Source organism: Shewanella sp. MBTL60-007 (assembly GCF_019654915.1).
GTDB lineage: Bacteria > Pseudomonadota > Gammaproteobacteria > Enterobacterales > Shewanellaceae > Shewanella.
In genome coordinates this window covers 1-15,533 of sequence record NZ_BPET01000023.1, presented here as the reverse complement: position 1 = coordinate 15,533, position 15,533 = coordinate 1, and the positions used below count along the sequence as shown (strand labels likewise).

Here is a 15,533-nt window from a genome sequence, read left to right as displayed (position 1 = left end):
GACTGCTTCGGTTTGCTGTATTGTACCGAGAATTAGACGACTATGACTAGGTTAAGCTTCCCTTATGGTGAATCAATCCAATGGCTTTCACCTGAACAAACCACAAACTTACCTACGCCACCTTTTAAGGATTGGCTGCTAAGCACTTGTAGCCTAACAAAAAAGCTTAGACAACAATGTACTCACTTTGAAGTCAAGGTACTCGGAGAAGATAACTTAGTTTCAGCCGAAGAAGAGACTCTCGGCAGTGAAAACATCTGGGTTAGAGAGGTGTTACTCATACTCGATGGCACCCCATGGGTGTTCGCTAGAACTTTAATTCCCGGACGCCTGCTAGAAAAGAAACAACAAGAATTCCTTGGCTTAGGTGTTAGACCCTTAGGCGAGCTGCTCTACTCTCAAGACGAGTTTACTCCAGGACGAATCGAAGTGGCGCACTTCGCAGCCTGTAGCAAGATCGCCAAACTCGCGGAGTCACTGCAACAAGATGTAAGCCAAGAGTTGTGGGGGCGGCGCCGCTACTTCCAATATGAGAGCGAACAGTTGATCGTAAGCGAAGTCTTTCTACCTGCCGCTCAACAGGCTATTGCTAAGTTATAATTGACCACAACGGAGCCCGTTCTCTTAGGTTATTAGCGTACAAGCCATAAAAAAACGCCCGTCCTAGGGCGTTTTTAAAGATTAAATATCAGTTAAGCTCTGCGGCGATATAAACCCAACACGCCCAACATCAGCAGAACTCCCCAACCTAGGCTACCTCCACTCGACGAGCCTCCGCCACTGGCCACAGCCTCTTTTACGCTGACAGTGGTAGTTTTTTGCGCTTGCTCTCCTGCGGCATCGGTAACCGTTAGAGTCACGCTGTAACTACCTGCACTGGCGTAGGTATGCGTTGGAGAAGCTGCCGAGCTGCTATTGCCATCATCAAATTCCCATAGATAGCTAAGCTCCCCATCTCCGCCGCTCGACTGATTGATAAATCTAACCTGCAGATTAGTTATGCTTTGAGTGAAATCGGCCACAATAACCGCGCCTATCACCAGGTTAACACTATTGGTAAAGCTCTCTCCATTACCGTCGGTTATCGTGAGCGACACCAAGTAATTACCACCGCTAGCATAAGTGTAACTTGGAGCAGCTTCTGTACTCAGTCCATCTTGAGTACCAAAATCCCAAGCATAGCTGTAATTACCATCCCCTCCGCTCACATCTGCCGAAAAGTTTACTTCTCGTCCCTGCTGGCTATAACTGATCGTTGCATTCAATGTACCAGACTCGGGAGGTGTCTGACCGCTATACCTGAACTGCACCCTAGCACTACTGCTATCACTCGACTGACTCATCACCTCCATAGTTAAACCTAACTCAGGCAAAATCATCCCCGATTCCGGTTGCAGCGGGGCACTGTAATCATTAGCATCATCAAACAGTTTGACTGAGTTTAAATGATTGTCATTAAAGTAACTCGACTGGTTAAAGAGACTAAAAGCGGCGTCTCTTACCTGAACACTGGAGTCGTTAGTCGCGATTAAGTTCTGATCCGCATCCACCACGCCGATTAAACTATAGCCCGGATGGTTATTTACTTCATTGTTGCTGTACTCCAAGTTTTCAAACCAAAGTACGACACCAGGATCATAGGAGCGAGACCCTAGCCCCTTGTCGACCCCTTGCTGACTTCTTAACTGCACCAGATAGCGACGATCTTTACCGGGACGCTTATTCGTTACCCGAACAAACCCTGCATATGCAACATTGGCCTCTTGCTCTGCACCATCGAAAAATACCGTATCGGTATTGTCGAGCAAAATCACGATGTCATCGACCACTATCCCATAATCACCTACAGCTTGATCCGTCACATAACGTATCGAGATCTGAACATTTCGTCCTGCGTAAGGGCTTATATCAAATAGGAGATTCACCCAAGCATCTGTGCCTTCAGCGCCAGCCAAGTCGCTAGACTTACCAGTAATAATGTTACGTTCATTATTAATCGAGTTACTCGCCTTAGTGTAATGCCCCGCAATAGCAATACCGTCTACCATCACCTGAGCATAATCGTAATCTTGCTCAATATTCCAGTGTGCTCGCATGGTTAAACTCAGCGATGTTGCTGCGGGCAGATCAACATCAAATGACATGGCATGGTTGATCATGTCACCTTGATCTGAGTAATACTGATACTCACCGCTATAGGGTTCCTTAAAGTCGACCTCAATAGCCGGAATAGGAATAGAAATTTGGTTGACCTGATCATGGTTGACCGCCTCAGCAAGATCAATATCGAGCCCAGAGGAGGAAAGCGAATCGAGCTGTACACTCTGCTCTGTCACCCAGTTTCCGCCATAAATAGTCTGCAAGTAAGAGCGGGCATAAGGACTAAAACCTGTCGGCTGTGAGCCAGCAAGCGAGCCCGCCCAACTACCACTAGCCATAACAGACCAGAAGCCAACTGGAGCGCCTTTGCCCAACTGTGTCGTATCATATTCATCGGGCAGTCCCAGATCGTGGCCAAACTCATGTACACACACACCCAGTGCGGCATCGATAGGCTGAATCGTATAACCAGAAAGCTTAATTTCGGTTCCCGGCAGCGTGTAAATGCCGCCATCGACAAAGGATCGATGGGACCAGATAGCGTCAGCACCTAACATGCCGCCCCCCGCTTCTTCGCCGATACTTGAATGGAAGATCATCACATGATCGATAATGCCATCGGCTTCATTTGTTACGCCGTTATTGTTTAGGTCGAAAGGATCTTCAATATCGTAACTGGCTAACTCAGCAGCACTCATGTCGTTAACTGCTGCTATGACAGCTTCTTTAACCAGATCAGAAACGCCTCTATCGTTATCATAGTCATCGGGATCATTGCCACCGTAAACAGCTGCGTTATTCGCGGCTCGATACCAACCTTTTACGTCACCGGTAAAGAAGAAGCTGCCTCCGGATTCGGCTTGATAATATTGATACCCTGTCATCAGGGTTTGACCTTGCGGCCCGTCATAACCGACTTCAGAAAACAGCAGTGAGCGATAGTGTTCAACCGAGTAATCGTTGTAGAACATTTGAGTATCGCTACTGCTTAAACCGTTGTCGTTATAGGGGAGATCGGGGAAATCGATAAGTACCGTAAGTACTTTTACTGTCTTATTAGTAAAACTCTTCGCCTGTGGAGTCACATCACTCATCGATTGAGTGCGTTTTCTCACTTGCAGCAACTGCTTTCTTTGCTGCTGCGCCTGCATTAATGGCAGCTTCTTAACGCCGTAAGCTCTCTTAGTAAATTCCGCTATCGCCTGCTCTTTTTCAAATTCAGTTGCATTAGCCGAAAGTTCACCGCGTTTAATGAGCCAATATAAGACCTGCTCTTTATTGATAATATTGGCATCGGCAGTCGTACCGCCTGTAATCGGGGCTGCTATGGAGAGTGAAGGGAGAAAGATTACCGCAGCAGCAAAAGCAGCACAAAGCGTGGTTGTTAGTCGTTTTGTCATACTACTGACCTCCTTTCTTACACTCTTGGAACGCCTTCTGACGCTGACGGATATACTCAACAACAATTTGATCAGCTTCCGCTTCAGTCATCTGCTCGGTAATGAGCCCTCGCTCTTTAAGGCTAGCCTTAAGCTTAGTCGTATCTTGGATAGGGGGAGTTGAACTACATAGGAGATGCTTACGAGGAACATCATTGTGATTATCGATAGTAATAGACTGCTGCTCAATTTCTTGAGACCGGCTATTGCACGCCGAGACAAACACAAAACTAAGAAAACTAAAAACTAGGAGAGAAACTTTCATAGGCCACCCAACACTGCTGAACACAAAACAATAACAACAATAGCAATACGTTAACAGTTAAATTAATATATTTAGGTGGCTCTTTTTAAGTTTATAGACATATCAACTATTTTTTATATAGTTAACGGTCAAATAGCTATGATTCATTATCATTCATATCGGCTAGCCATGACTGATATATAAGCATTAACACAGAAGCTGACCAGCTAAAATTGGTGCAATGCAACCCCTCTCCGGTTAACGGATTATAATTCTCACGGATTGGACTCTGACCAAGAATCCCCTCTCCCTGATTCACCAGTTGCAGTGCCAAGTGTCGAGCTTCATCGTGATAACCGTATCGCTCAACTCCCTGCAGGCCGAATAATGCCTGATCTAACCACACAGGGCCTCGCCAATACTTAGCTGCCGCAAAATTCGGGCTATCGGCGCTCACAGTGGGAAACGGAATTAAGGTGCCAAATTGCCCAGCATTTAAGTGACGCTCTATGATGATTTTGGCTTGAGCCTCACTCGCTGCTCCAGCCCAAAGCGGGATCCAGCCCTCAACGCCTTTGCCCTGCTTGAGCATCAACTCACTCCCTGTTGCGGTATAGCGAATATCATAGAAAAATCCTGATTCAGGATCATACATCTGCATCTGGATCTGCTTAGCGAGTCGAGTGGCCTCCACATCCCATTTCTGCTCGGCACTTGTATCTGCTAGCACTTCGGCCATCTGCTGCAGGAAGCGTTTCTCAGCATAGAGGTAGGCATTAAGATCGACCGATTCTTGTGAGACCGAATACCCGACGAGTTGCCCCCCTTGGCGGTTTTGCCACACATCTAGGCCGCTATCCACATCGAATCTAGGCGCATTATCCATACCCGACTCCCACGCAGCAGCCTCGATCACCGCCTCTAGATTAACCGAGCCATCTTGATTGAGGTGCATAGGGTGAAGGTTGGCACCATATTCAGCCAAACCATTATCATTGTTGTCACGGTTGCGATACCACCACAGGTGGTAGTCTACCAATTTGGGATACATGACCTTAAGAAAGGCAGCATCTTTATCCTGTTGGTAGATCTGCCATACCGCCCAAGCAGCCAACGGGGGCTTGCCGTTGCGTTCATTCCAGTTCCCTCCTTCACCGCCTCGATCGGTATTTTTATTGTAGAAAATCGCATCGGGTAGGTTACCCGCATCTTGTGGACGCAGCGGATCTTGGCTTGTAAATTGATAATCAAACATCGCCAGCACATTCGACTTGGCTAATTCTGGATCAAACCGAGCCAAGGCAACCGCTTGCTTCCAAGTATCCCAGGCCCATACACCGTTAAACCACTTGTAGGTAATCGAAGGCGTAATCGCATCATGTTGCAGCGCACCTGCCGGGCTCCGCCAATTGTGCAGCAGAGTCATCATGCTCTTAACGGCGAGTTGGCGAGCACTTTTATCGCCTCCTACTATTGCTCTATCTAGTCTGGCTTGCCACTTAGCACGATTATCAGTGACCAGATCGCCAACCTTGTCCCAGTCGGGTGCCTGATGCGCGCCGCGCTCGGCCTGAGTATGAAAGTATCGCTGCGCCGATACCAAGGTATGTTTCTGCCCAGCCACCAGAGTCACGGGCTCGGCAAAGGCACGATAACCCGATTGCTCATTGAGGATGATCTTCATATCGGTATCGAACCACAGCTCATACTCGGCATCGGCCAGCTGAATTCGCCAAGTATCCATTATCGGTTTGAGTTGCCAACTGATGTGATTAGCAGTTACTTCTGCCTGCTTAATAAGGCTGTAATCCGGCAACGATGGGTGCGAGTTAAAGGGAGTGCCATGCCAAACCAGCTGCCAGGTTTGTGCTTTCGGGGAGAGGTTAATCAGCTCTGTATGAATCACCGCCGTACGATTATCACTATAACTCAGGGTCAAGTTAAGCTGAAAATCGGACCAAGTAAACGTCTGCACCAAGGCGTCAGGTCTGCTATAGATCTCGATGCGACTCGCACTATCTAATGCGACAAATTCATCTTTATCTACATCGATCAACTGCAAGCGTTGCAAACTGTCGCTCAAGTGCAAACTGTATTCTTGAGCAATAAACAATGGGCCAGTAAAACTGCCATAATAATCCGCATTATCGGGCAAGTGGAAGCCATGCCAAGCCCCCTGATCGGTATACACTGAGCCAATAGTAAGATTACCCTTACTATCACGCTGCTCCATCGAAGTCGGCGTACCTTGGTAAGGCAGTAGGTTCTGATAATCAGTAGAATCGAGCGAAGAAAAGCTAGCGGCACACAATAGAAGACAAGTTAGCATGAGTTATTGTTATTTTTGAATATTATATCCCAAGTATTACAGGCTAAAATTTGTTCTGCAAGTGAGTTTAATTTTAGCTCACGCTCCAAAAAAGCCATCAAGGCTAGTTAACGTCGCAAACAGCTAGCCAGATGCAACTCAAAGCTCATCACAAGATGCGCTTTAATCTATATACCTATAGCCCAGTGTGACTGATATAGTTGGCAACTCCATCAAGGAACATCTGTACCGAGATCATTACCAGTACCATGCCCATCAAACGCTCAACTGCGGTTAACCCCTTCTCACCTAACACCTTAGTAAAGACCTTATAGAAGAGTAAGATCACCGCACTTGCTCCCCATGCAGAGACTAGCGCTATGGTCCAATCAAACATGCGATCATTATCGGTGTGAGCCAGTAAAATAAGCGCCGCCAACACCGAAGGACCTGCCATCAAGGGAATGGCCATCGGCACGATAAATGGCTCTTCACCCGCAGCGAGGCCAACCACACCACCAGGCTGAGGGAAAATCATTCGAATCGCAATTAAGAACAGAATAATACCGCCGGCAATACTCACCGACTCAGTGCGTAAATTAAGGAAGTTAAGGATCGCCTCACCTGCAAACAGAAACAACATCATGATCACTAGGGCAAACATTAGCTCACGGATCAGCACGCGACGGCGCTTCTTCGGCTCGATATGGCGCAATATAGAGGCAAATATAGGCAAATTACCAAGTGGATCCATAATGAGAAACAACATGACTGCCGCTGAGAAAGTATCCATAGATAAATGCTTCTATTTGCCGTAAAAAATACTATTCTATTACCTTAACCGACAAATTAACAAACCAATGTCAACAAACACCATACCTGTTCACAAAAAGTGTGTATTTAACGGCAACTGCGTATCAATGTAAATTCAACACAGTACTCTGCTAATTACCCACAAGGCTGGTATACTATGGCGCTTTTTTCGCTCTCGTGGTTTAAATTGGAAATCCATGCTGTATCTATTAGCTAGCTGCATAGCACTATTATTAGGCCCACTGTTTTATCGATTCTTTTCGACAGGCAACGGGTTACAAAAAGGCCTAGACGGATTTATATTCGTGTCTCTGGGCGGCCTAGTGTTGGTTCATATTCTGCCAGAGCTATTAGAACATGGTGGATTTCTAGCGATTGTATTTGTGATTATCGGGATCTGGGGGCCGACACTGAGTGAGCGGTTATTCCACCGATACTCCGAAGTCACTCACAACCTCACCTTAATCTTAGGTATTGGCGGATTACTACTACACACCATCACAGATGGTGGAGCGATGATATTAGCCCAACAAGACGGCAACTCGCCTCTACTCGCACTGGGGATAATCCTGCATCGACTGCCCGTCGGCGTGGCCATCTGGTGGCTGCTAAAACCACAAGTGGGTGGACGCTGGGCCATGGCAGTTCTGGCAGCTATGATGCTATTAACCTCCGTGGGTTACTTTGCCGGAGAGCAGCTGCTGTCTCATTTAAGCCTTGAAAATACAGTTTACTTACAAGCGTTTGTTACCGGATCCATTCTACATGTGGTGTTACATCAACCCCATGGCACACCAGTAGCCGACAAACAAGGTAAGTATGAATACCAAGCCGGGATCGGCAGTTTACTCGGTATCGCCCTGCTATTTTTACTGCTAATGATGGACTCTGGTGGCCACGACCATCACCACAGCCATAGCCACTCAACCGAGCATCTACTCGACTGGATGCTGACTATCGCGCCCGTTTTATTACTGAGCTATGCCGTGGCGAGCCTGCGCTTCCACTATGGACTCACGCCCCACAACGACCAACTGGGTAAACTTTGGTTACAGCGATTGCTTGGACCAGAGGCAATCATCATTACCGGCTTACTGCTTGGCCCCATGTTCGCCCTGATCCAAGCGGTCTCTGTCGCGATTATTGGTTGGCAGCTCACTCGCTGCAATGTCGAGCCTACCGATCCCCATGATGAGCTGCCCAAATCCGCTTGGCGCTTTGGCTTCGCTCACCTCGTTGACCGCAGTGCACCATGGATCTTGCTAAGTTTAGTGTTAGCTAACCTGATTGGTCACCCAGCGGTGCCACTTTCAAGCCCACTGGTACAAGTCATCGTGCTGTTGTTGGTATTCCTGCCAATGCGCTTTTGTAATCTCGGCGCAGCGGTATTGTCCTTATCTTTAGCTTACAGTGGCTGGACAACCACGGCGGTGATCTTACCGTTAATCGCCGCACCAATATTTAACTTGGCCCAGCTAAAAATGATGAACTGGAGCCAAAGAACTAGCCTGTTTGCCCTGCTAATTGCATTACTTGGAGCAATTGAGTTACTGCACCCTAAATGGCAAGCCATGGTTCATTTACCCGCCACACTCAACAGCTTCTGCCTAGTAATTGTGGCTATCTTATTCGCTACCAGCTTACTTCGCCTTGGCCCTCGTAAATTCTTAAGCCGACTCATGCTGCTTAACCCCAAAGCTCATAATCATGACCACGGACACCCCCATGGTGACGATCACAACCATGGGCCAGATAGTAGCAATGAGCCAGTAAACAGTCATGAAAAGAGCCATAAGCATGGGCATGACCATAAGCACCACCATTAACGGCTGCTTCGTCTAATCGACTCTGGCTAGCTTTTCTAAGTCATGGGCATTACCCTGTATCCATGACTTAGATATGAGCTATGTTTATGTGCATCCTATTTGTCGCGTTGCAGACTCACCCACAATTTCCGTTAATCATCTGCGCCAATCGCGATGAGTTTCATCATCGCCCCACTGAAGCCGCTCATTTTTGGCCAACCTCAAATAAGTCCAACACACTATTAGCCGGAAAAGATCTAGAAGCCGGTGGTACCTGGCTAGGTGTGAATCAACTAGGCAAGATAGCAGGCTTGACCAATATCCGAGCGCCAGAGCTCAACCAAAATGATATGAGAAGCCGCGGTGAGCTAGTATTAAAAGCCTTAGAAGACGATGCAATCGATCATGATTGGTTACAACTCCATAGCCGTTTCTACAACCCATTTAATTTACTCTTTGGCGATGAAGAACTGCTTCAGTGTTTCAATAGCCGTAGTCAGACACTCACCCGACTTAGCCCAGGGTTTCACTCCATCAGCAATGGTGCACTCGATGATATTTGGCCCAAAATGGCCCGCGGTACGTTAGCGATCGAGCAGCATATTGCCGACAATACGAGTCCCGATATCGATGTTCTGCTCGGCATCATGACAGATAACACCCAAGCACCGGATGAGGAGCTGCCCCAGACAGGGGTGAGTTTAGAGTGGGAGCGGCATCTATCTTCAATCTACATTAGGCATGAAGAATATGGCACTCGTTCAACCAGCATCATCCTTAAAGACAAACAGGGCAAGATACACTTCACTGAGGTGAGATATGACGGTAAGGGGCGCAACTTAGGTCGCGATGAGTTTACGATTGCAGCAAGTGAGTAAACAGACTCACACAGCGCCCATATTAATCTTATTTTTTAGCGTGCTTGATCAGATAAAGTGAACCTGCAGCCAACACTACTGCGGGGATAAGAAAAACCATAACTTTCTCCTTAAAGGCTAATCAGAGGTGTGGTCGTGGGTGATCACCCAACGATCATCGATTTTCTCGACCAATAACGTAAACACGCCATTCGGGTTATCTTTGGTGCGCTCCAGTGACCAACGACCGACAACAACCGCTGCATAGTTGCTGAGCATCTTGATCTCTTTAATGGTGAAAGTCAGCGTGCCTAGGGTCGCTTTATCGGGGTAATGCTTCTTATAGGCGGCTAAGGTCTTCTCCCAACCGTAGCGAAATTTACCATTGGAGACGAAACGCATCTTGTCATCATTCCAATAACCCTGCATATAAGCATCTAAGTCACCGCGATTCCATGCAGCTTGCTGTTCAGCCAAAATATTAGCAATATCATCGGTTGGTACAGCATTTACGTTAAATGCCATGCACAACAATAAGACACTGATTCCTTTTTTAAACATTGCCTCTCTCCGATCGGGCTTTATTAGGTGTACTATAACTCAAATATCTCACTGACGTCTTGTCACCAATCCTAGCAAATGATTGGCTAAAGCCGCAGAAAACATCAATACTCATAAAAAAGGCCGGAAGGTTTTCGTTATATGTTTCAACTATTTTGGAAAGGGCTGCTAAAACTCATCGGCTGGAAAATATCCGGCGAGCTGCCAAAAAATAAACAATTTATTGCCATTGTTGCGCCACATACCAGTAACTGGGACTTCATCATAGGGGTTATCGCTCGCGGCGCGCTTGGTGCTAAAGTGAACTTTCTAGGTAAACATCAACTGTTTATTCCCCCTTGGGGCTGGTTTTTCAAAGCCATTGGCGGAACCCCAGTCGATAGACGCAAAAGTAATAATCTGGTCGATGCTGTGGCCGAGCTATTTAAAGCCGACCCCAATTTCTGCCTAGCCTTGGCACCAGAGGGGACCCGTAGTCCAGTATCTCGCTGGAAAACAGGCTTTTATCATATTGCCAATAAAGCTCAGGTACCGATCATTACCGTGGGGCTCGATTTCGGGAAAAAAACCATAGTGATCGCCGAAGGAAAACTCCCCACTGGCGACATTCGACAAGAGATGAATGAGATAGTTGATTTTTATCGCTCAATTCAAGGCCGTCATCCAAAGGCTATTCCTGACTATACCCCCTAGCTTATTGCCTAAATAATGTCTGGCGGCTATAGTGCAGCCAGACATCCCAAATTGTATAAAATCTATGAGCTTCGATACCTGGTTACTCTACCTATTCGCCATCTTGTTGATTGCGGTCTCTCCCGGCACCATGGCCGTATTGTCTATGGGCCACGGCATTCACTACGGTAAGAGCCGTAGCATCGCAACAGCATTTGGTAGCGTAACATCGGCACTGCTACTGATGATGGCCTCTGCAGCAGGCCTAGGGGCACTGCTAAGTGCCACTGAATATGGCTTTACGGTATTGAAATGGTGTGGTGCGGCATACCTACTATTTCTAGGCATCAAATTACTCCTCACTAAAGGCGATGGCAAAGGACTAGATCTAAAAACCACCGAAGGTAAAGGCACGCCAAAGCAGCTATTTAAACAAGCTTTTCTCGTCGGGATCAGCAATCCCAAGGATCTGCTATTTTTTGCCGCTCTGTTTCCACAATTTATCGACATCACTGCGCCTCAAGGGCCACAGCTCGTCATCTTGGCTGCAACTTGGGCCGTGGTAGATTTCAGCTTCGTGATGATCTACGCCAGCATGGCCAATGTGCTTGCCCCTACATTGAAATCCAGCAATAAGCTACATTGGTTCGATAGGACCAGTGGTGGGGTATTTGTGGCTCTAGCTGCCATCTTAGTCAGCCGCGAAAACTAGTTTGCGAGGTTTGAAAGTAAAGATTCACCTTCTGAAATTGGTGGTTTAGGGGAGAAAATCAAAAAGCCAGCTTGAAAGCTGGCTTTTTGCTGTATAGCTGACTCCGCACTAGTGTTTCAAGCTGCGTACATCCGCTCCTGTCGGACCTTGAAATACCCTTAGGCCAAACTCTGGCAATATGGCAAACAAATGGTCGAAGATATCGGCTTGGATCCCCTCGTAGAATTCCCAGCGGGTATCGTTTGTAAAGATATACAGCTCAAGGGGCACTCCCAACTCTGTGGGCGCAAGCTGACGCACCATCAAGGTCATATCTTTGCGGATCTTATCATGCCGCTGCAGATACTCTTGAACATAGGCCCTAAAAGTACCTAAATTCGTTAGGTGGCGACTATTCACATACATCTCCGCATCTTCAACTTGGGCGTTATATGTAATGATCTCCGCCGATTTTGCAGAGAAATAGTCCTTAAGACAATTGATCTTGCTTAAACTATGCATATCTTCTTCAGTTAAAAATCGCACCGATTGAATATCGATCTGTAGTGCACGCTTAATTCTACGGCCGCCAGATTCTGACATGCCACGCCAGTTTCTAAAAGAACCTGAAGTTAAGGAATAGGCAGGCAGCATAGTCAAGGTTTGGTCAAAGTTGCGCACCTTAACCGTAGTTAATGACACCTCCTCGACAGTACCATTTGCGCCATAGTTATCCATCTCGATCCAGTCTCCTGGGCTCACCATGCGATTGGCCGCTAGTTGGATCCCAGCCACAAAGCCTAAGATGGTATCTCTAAATACCAACATCACTAAACCGGTCGCAACACCTAAACCACTAAGAAAGTAGATCGGAGATTGGTCGGCTAGAACCGATATTGAGATGATAATGGCGACAAAAAACATGAACAGCTTCGCCAGCTGTACAAAGCTCTTTATAGGTAATCTACGGCTGACCAAGTTGTAATCCGCGATCTCATTGGCGGCGTCTAGGGCGCTGTATATGGCGCGGATAAATAACACCACAATAGTGACGTCGAGGAGACGGTCGGTCAGGCTGCTAAGAAGCTTGTGATCTGTTAACGCTAGGGGCATCAAAATATTTAAGATCAGAATAGGCACCAGTATCGCCATCTTCTCCAATACTTGATGACGCATGAAGATGTCATCCCAGTGGGCTTTGGAACGCTGGATCACTAGATTCATTGTGGTCACAACACCGCGCTTCACAAAGTAATAACCAATAAAGGCCACCACAAAACACGCAAACAGCATAATTGCACTCGAAACACCATCAGACGGCTGAGTGTCTATACCCATATTAGTTAACCACTGAGCAATCACAGCCCGTAATTCCTGATCCAAAGCTATTCTCCAATTCTTAAGCGCTCAAATAAGCAACCAATACGTTAAAACCACCCCAACACAAATACACTAAGGTAGAAACATTAACGCTACAAAACGCTATTATATCAGTCATTTTAGCACTGTTGGTTGACTGTAAACCAAAGTTTTAGAACAATCTCTAGCATCTGTTAGCCATTAAATTGAGGCGATGATGACTCGATACTTGATAGCCAGCTTAATTGCGCTAAGCCCTCACAGCGTCATAGCAAATGACTTCAATCTAGAAGCCGACACTAAGCCAGCCCCAGTTATGGCTATAACTGTAGACTATATACCAGCCGCAGAAGATATGTACGGTATCACCTTGGCTCCCCGTCATTATGACCGCGACTACGCCGATTGGGGCTACTACATAGGCTATGCCCAGAGTAAAAAAGAGGACGTATATGTTGAGCCGCCGGGAGAAGCTTATACCCAAGACTCACTGTGGCGCTTTGGTATTAGCTACAGTCTTACTCGTGATTTAAGCCTTTATGGTGGCGCAGCTGCCTATACTACCGAGTACTCCTCAACCACCAATATCGTCCCCTATGTTGTTGGCGCAGAACCCGTTTGGGAAACTGAAAAAGATACTAGCTGGGGAGCCGAAGTCGGCCTACGTTACGTTATAGGCAAACACCTTATGCTAGGCGCAGGCTATAACTCTGCTACTGAATCTGCCGTGATCAGCATTGGCTACTCGATGTAACCTGCTATTTGATAAGAGGTTCCAGTCAGCCTAGCTGACCACTATGCGCCTTATGGGAGGCGCAGGCTATCACTCACTATTACCAGCCACCGAGTCTGCTCTATTTCGTAGCCAGTATCGGCTACTCCATCTTATCCGCTTACTCCATAGAATTTCTCTATAAGGCATTGAATTAGCGCACCGAAAGATCACATATTTATCAGCATGAGTATGAATCGAGTAATTCTTTGTCTATGCTAGGGCAATCAACTTAAATAGGTTAATTGCCATGTATAAAGCTCTGCGAACCTACGCCACTATCGCGTTACTGATGTTTTCTATCCCAGCCCTCGCCGAAGAGGTGGCGCGGGTAACCCTAGAAAATGGTGCAACCGTTAAACTAAACGATGACTTCACCTGGGAGTATGTGATCCTTGAGAGCCAAAACAAGCCCGACACAGCAGTGCCAGTCACCCTACCGGCAACGGTCGGCGCAGTTACTGCGACTGACAGCACTGCAGTAACCACAGCAGAGCAAGCAACTACAGAAACACTAACTGCTAATGCTATCGCCCAATCGGCACTGCTAAAGTCGACGGCTAAGGGGGGCGTAAAAGTCAGCCTGCTAAATAGTCAGTGGGATGAAGATGGTCGTCTGGGACTGACCTTCGAACTAAATAGCAACAGCCCCGAACATTATGTGATGATCGAGCTAGAGATCAGCTTATTTGCCGACTCTGGCGCGCTAATGTCCAAAGAGAAAGTGAAAGTCTGGCAGGCGATATTCAGAATGCCTGACACCTATCTGCGTAAAGGCCAAACCCGCGATAGCCGCATATTCTGGATTGAAGGCATCGACAAGGCTCAATGGACAAAACAGTTAATGAGCTTAAAAATGGGTGAGATGGACTCACGCATGTAACCTCAAAAAATAAGTTAAACAAAGCCGTAAGGGTCCTACCTTTGCGGCTTTTTTCATTTAAGCATCTTGTAAAAACAAAAAATATATCGCTCTAGCTCGCCTTTTTTCAATAAACCTAACCTCGCCTAGTTTCCAGCATAACATTTAGTTATAGCTGAGGACTATTTAGTCAATTGACCCAAATAGGGGGACTAAACATATAATCCACTCATAGATTAAATATATTACTTTGGTTATTTCATGGAACTCTCATTATTATTAATGACAGTGTTTTTCGCAGCAGCATTACAAGCTGCAACTGGATTTGGATTTGGATTAATTGGCGTCAGCTTCTTACTTATTTTATTGCAATCTAATTCAGCCGTTCAAATTGTCATTATATTAACCTTAGCCATGTCGCTTGTTCACTGGGTTAAAATTCGCAAGATAGCGCCCATGGAACTAGTTAAAAAAATAATGCTAGGTTGCGCCCTTGGTTACCCTATCGGAATCATTATTTTTAGTAACTTCGATCTTACCGCACTTAAAGTTTCTGTCGCCCTACTTATTCTGGCGATTACCGTCCAAACCATCTTAGAGATGATTAAATCTCATAAAGGACATGAAACGACTCCTGCTAGCATGGGTAAAGGCTCCTGCTTCGGAGTAGGCACCATGTCTGGTGTCATGGCTAGCGCAATGGCAATGCCAGGCCCAGTGGTCGTAGCATACCTAACACGTAGCGTACTGTCGAAAGACCAAATCCGAGCCACGGTAATCACTTGCTCTACCCTGTCTTACATTGTGGCTTTGGGCTTACAAGCTTCCGTTGTTGGAATTGAAACACAAACACTTAAAACAGCCATGATGCTAATTCCTGCAACCTTTATCGGCGCATTTTTTGGAGATTATATTTCTAAGTTCATCAATCCAAACTTATTTAAAAAGATCACTCTGGTCGTTTTATTTGGCAGCGGAATAAACATCTTAATAAATATATAAAGCAAAGCCTTTAAGTTAATAACAATTAAAAGCAAACAGTAAAATTAA

General features: G+C 46.4%; 14 protein-coding genes. 8 read left to right on the top strand and 6 right to left on the bottom strand.

The annotated features are described in order from the left end of the window. The first annotated feature begins 42 nt into the window (after positions 1–42). Entirely contained in the window at positions 43–600 is a 558-nt protein-coding gene (locus K5Q92_RS10325; RefSeq protein ID WP_220768922.1) for a chorismate lyase, read from the top strand. Between the two features lie 92 nt (positions 601–692). On the opposite strand, the gene K5Q92_RS10320 is transcribed toward K5Q92_RS10325, so the two are convergent. The 4 genes from K5Q92_RS10320 to K5Q92_RS10305 all read right to left on the bottom strand — a co-directional run bounded on the left by K5Q92_RS10320 (position 693) and on the right by K5Q92_RS10305 (position 6,884). Continuing rightward, the gene (locus tag K5Q92_RS10320; RefSeq protein WP_220768921.1) at positions 693–3,500 is read right to left on the bottom strand and encodes an immune inhibitor A domain-containing protein; all 2,808 of its coding nucleotides are present in this window, start codon (positions 3,498–3,500) and stop codon (positions 693–695) included. A 1-nt stretch (position 3,501) separates the two neighbouring features. Beyond that, positions 3,502–3,804 (bottom strand): hypothetical protein, encoded by a 303-nt coding sequence (locus K5Q92_RS10315; protein ID WP_220768920.1) that lies wholly within the window; start codon positions 3,802–3,804, stop codon positions 3,502–3,504. Positions 3,805–3,940: 136 nt separating this feature from the next. After that, positions 3,941–6,112, bottom strand: a complete 2,172-nt coding sequence (locus K5Q92_RS10310; protein WP_220768919.1) for a trehalase family glycosidase — start codon at positions 6,110–6,112, stop codon at positions 3,941–3,943. 175 nt (positions 6,113–6,287) lie between these two features. Beyond that, positions 6,288–6,884, bottom strand: a complete 597-nt coding sequence (locus K5Q92_RS10305) for a YhgN family NAAT transporter (protein ID WP_220768918.1) — start codon at positions 6,882–6,884, stop codon at positions 6,288–6,290. Between the two features lie 217 nt (positions 6,885–7,101). Here K5Q92_RS10305 and K5Q92_RS10300 point away from each other — a divergent pair, with 217 nt between their 5' ends. Both K5Q92_RS10300 and K5Q92_RS10295 read left to right on the top strand, forming a co-directional pair. After that, positions 7,102–8,730, top strand: a complete 1,629-nt coding sequence (locus tag K5Q92_RS10300; RefSeq protein WP_220768917.1) for a metal transporter — start codon at positions 7,102–7,104, stop codon at positions 8,728–8,730. A gap of 86 nt (positions 8,731–8,816) precedes the next feature. Beyond that, entirely contained in the window at positions 8,817–9,587 is a 771-nt protein-coding gene (locus K5Q92_RS10295) for an NRDE family protein (RefSeq protein ID WP_220768916.1), read from the top strand. 117 nt (positions 9,588–9,704) lie between these two features. On the opposite strand, the gene K5Q92_RS10290 is transcribed toward K5Q92_RS10295, so the two are convergent. Continuing rightward, positions 9,705–10,127, bottom strand: coding sequence for an SgcJ/EcaC family oxidoreductase (locus tag K5Q92_RS10290; protein ID WP_220768915.1), 423 nt, complete (start codon positions 10,125–10,127; stop codon positions 9,705–9,707). Between the two features lie 141 nt (positions 10,128–10,268). On the opposite strand from K5Q92_RS10290, the gene K5Q92_RS10285 reads away from it, so the two are divergent. Both K5Q92_RS10285 and K5Q92_RS10280 read left to right on the top strand, forming a co-directional pair. Then, the gene (locus K5Q92_RS10285; RefSeq protein WP_220768914.1) at positions 10,269–10,820 is read left to right on the top strand and encodes a lysophospholipid acyltransferase family protein; all 552 of its coding nucleotides are present in this window, start codon (positions 10,269–10,271) and stop codon (positions 10,818–10,820) included. 64 nt (positions 10,821–10,884) lie between these two features. Next, positions 10,885–11,511 (top strand): LysE family translocator, encoded by a 627-nt coding sequence (locus K5Q92_RS10280; RefSeq protein WP_220768913.1) that lies wholly within the window; start codon positions 10,885–10,887, stop codon positions 11,509–11,511. A gap of 108 nt (positions 11,512–11,619) precedes the next feature. Here K5Q92_RS10280 and K5Q92_RS10275 read toward each other — a convergent pair whose 3' ends face one another. Further along, complete coding sequence (locus K5Q92_RS10275) at positions 11,620–12,873, bottom strand: mechanosensitive ion channel family protein (RefSeq protein ID WP_220768912.1); 1,254 nt, start codon at positions 12,871–12,873, stop codon at positions 11,620–11,622. Between the two features lie 193 nt (positions 12,874–13,066). Between K5Q92_RS10275 and K5Q92_RS10270 the strand changes: the two genes are divergently transcribed. The 3 genes from K5Q92_RS10270 (at position 13,067) to K5Q92_RS10260 (ending at position 15,485) form a co-directional block, all read left to right on the top strand. After that, a complete protein-coding gene (locus tag K5Q92_RS10270) occupies positions 13,067–13,603 on the top strand; it encodes a porin family protein (protein ID WP_220768974.1) in 537 nt (178 codons plus the stop codon). 268 nt (positions 13,604–13,871) lie between these two features. Beyond that, positions 13,872–14,504, top strand: coding sequence for a DUF3157 family protein (locus tag K5Q92_RS10265; RefSeq protein WP_220768911.1), 633 nt, complete (start codon positions 13,872–13,874; stop codon positions 14,502–14,504). Positions 14,505–14,744: 240 nt separating this feature from the next. Beyond that, positions 14,745–15,485 carry a sulfite exporter TauE/SafE family protein gene (locus K5Q92_RS10260; protein ID WP_220768910.1) on the top strand — a complete coding sequence of 247 codons (741 nt, stop codon included), beginning with the start codon at positions 14,745–14,747 and terminating at the stop codon, positions 15,483–15,485. The last annotated feature ends 48 nt before the right edge of the window (positions 15,486–15,533 follow it).

What these genes read in the sequence shown, in the direction of transcription:
- K5Q92_RS10315 (WP_220768920.1), bottom strand. Translation starts at nt 3,804, where the DNA reads ATGAAAGTTTCTCTCCTAGTTTTTAGTTTTCTTAGTTTTGTGTTTGTC.
- K5Q92_RS10265 (WP_220768911.1), top strand. Translation starts at nt 13,872, where the DNA reads ATGTATAAAGCTCTGCGAACCTACGCCACTATCGCGTTACTGATGTTT.
- K5Q92_RS10325 (WP_220768922.1), top strand. Translation starts at nt 43, where the DNA reads ATGACTAGGTTAAGCTTCCCTTATGGTGAATCAATCCAATGGCTTTCA.
- K5Q92_RS10285 (WP_220768914.1), top strand. Translation starts at nt 10,269, where the DNA reads ATGTTTCAACTATTTTGGAAAGGGCTGCTAAAACTCATCGGCTGGAAA.
- K5Q92_RS10290 (WP_220768915.1), bottom strand. Translation starts at nt 10,127, where the DNA reads ATGTTTAAAAAAGGAATCAGTGTCTTATTGTTGTGCATGGCATTTAAC.
- K5Q92_RS10310 (WP_220768919.1), bottom strand. Translation starts at nt 6,112, where the DNA reads ATGCTAACTTGTCTTCTATTGTGTGCCGCTAGCTTTTCTTCGCTCGAT.
- K5Q92_RS10305 (WP_220768918.1), bottom strand. Translation starts at nt 6,884, where the DNA reads ATGGATACTTTCTCAGCGGCAGTCATGTTGTTTCTCATTATGGATCCA.
- K5Q92_RS10260 (WP_220768910.1), top strand. Translation starts at nt 14,745, where the DNA reads ATGGAACTCTCATTATTATTAATGACAGTGTTTTTCGCAGCAGCATTA.
- K5Q92_RS10280 (WP_220768913.1), top strand. Translation starts at nt 10,885, where the DNA reads ATGAGCTTCGATACCTGGTTACTCTACCTATTCGCCATCTTGTTGATT.
- K5Q92_RS10270 (WP_220768974.1), top strand. Translation starts at nt 13,067, where the DNA reads ATGACTCGATACTTGATAGCCAGCTTAATTGCGCTAAGCCCTCACAGC.
- K5Q92_RS10295 (WP_220768916.1), top strand. Translation starts at nt 8,817, where the DNA reads ATGTGCATCCTATTTGTCGCGTTGCAGACTCACCCACAATTTCCGTTA.
- K5Q92_RS10300 (WP_220768917.1), top strand. Translation starts at nt 7,102, where the DNA reads ATGCTGTATCTATTAGCTAGCTGCATAGCACTATTATTAGGCCCACTG.
- K5Q92_RS10320 (WP_220768921.1), bottom strand. Translation starts at nt 3,500, where the DNA reads ATGACAAAACGACTAACAACCACGCTTTGTGCTGCTTTTGCTGCTGCG.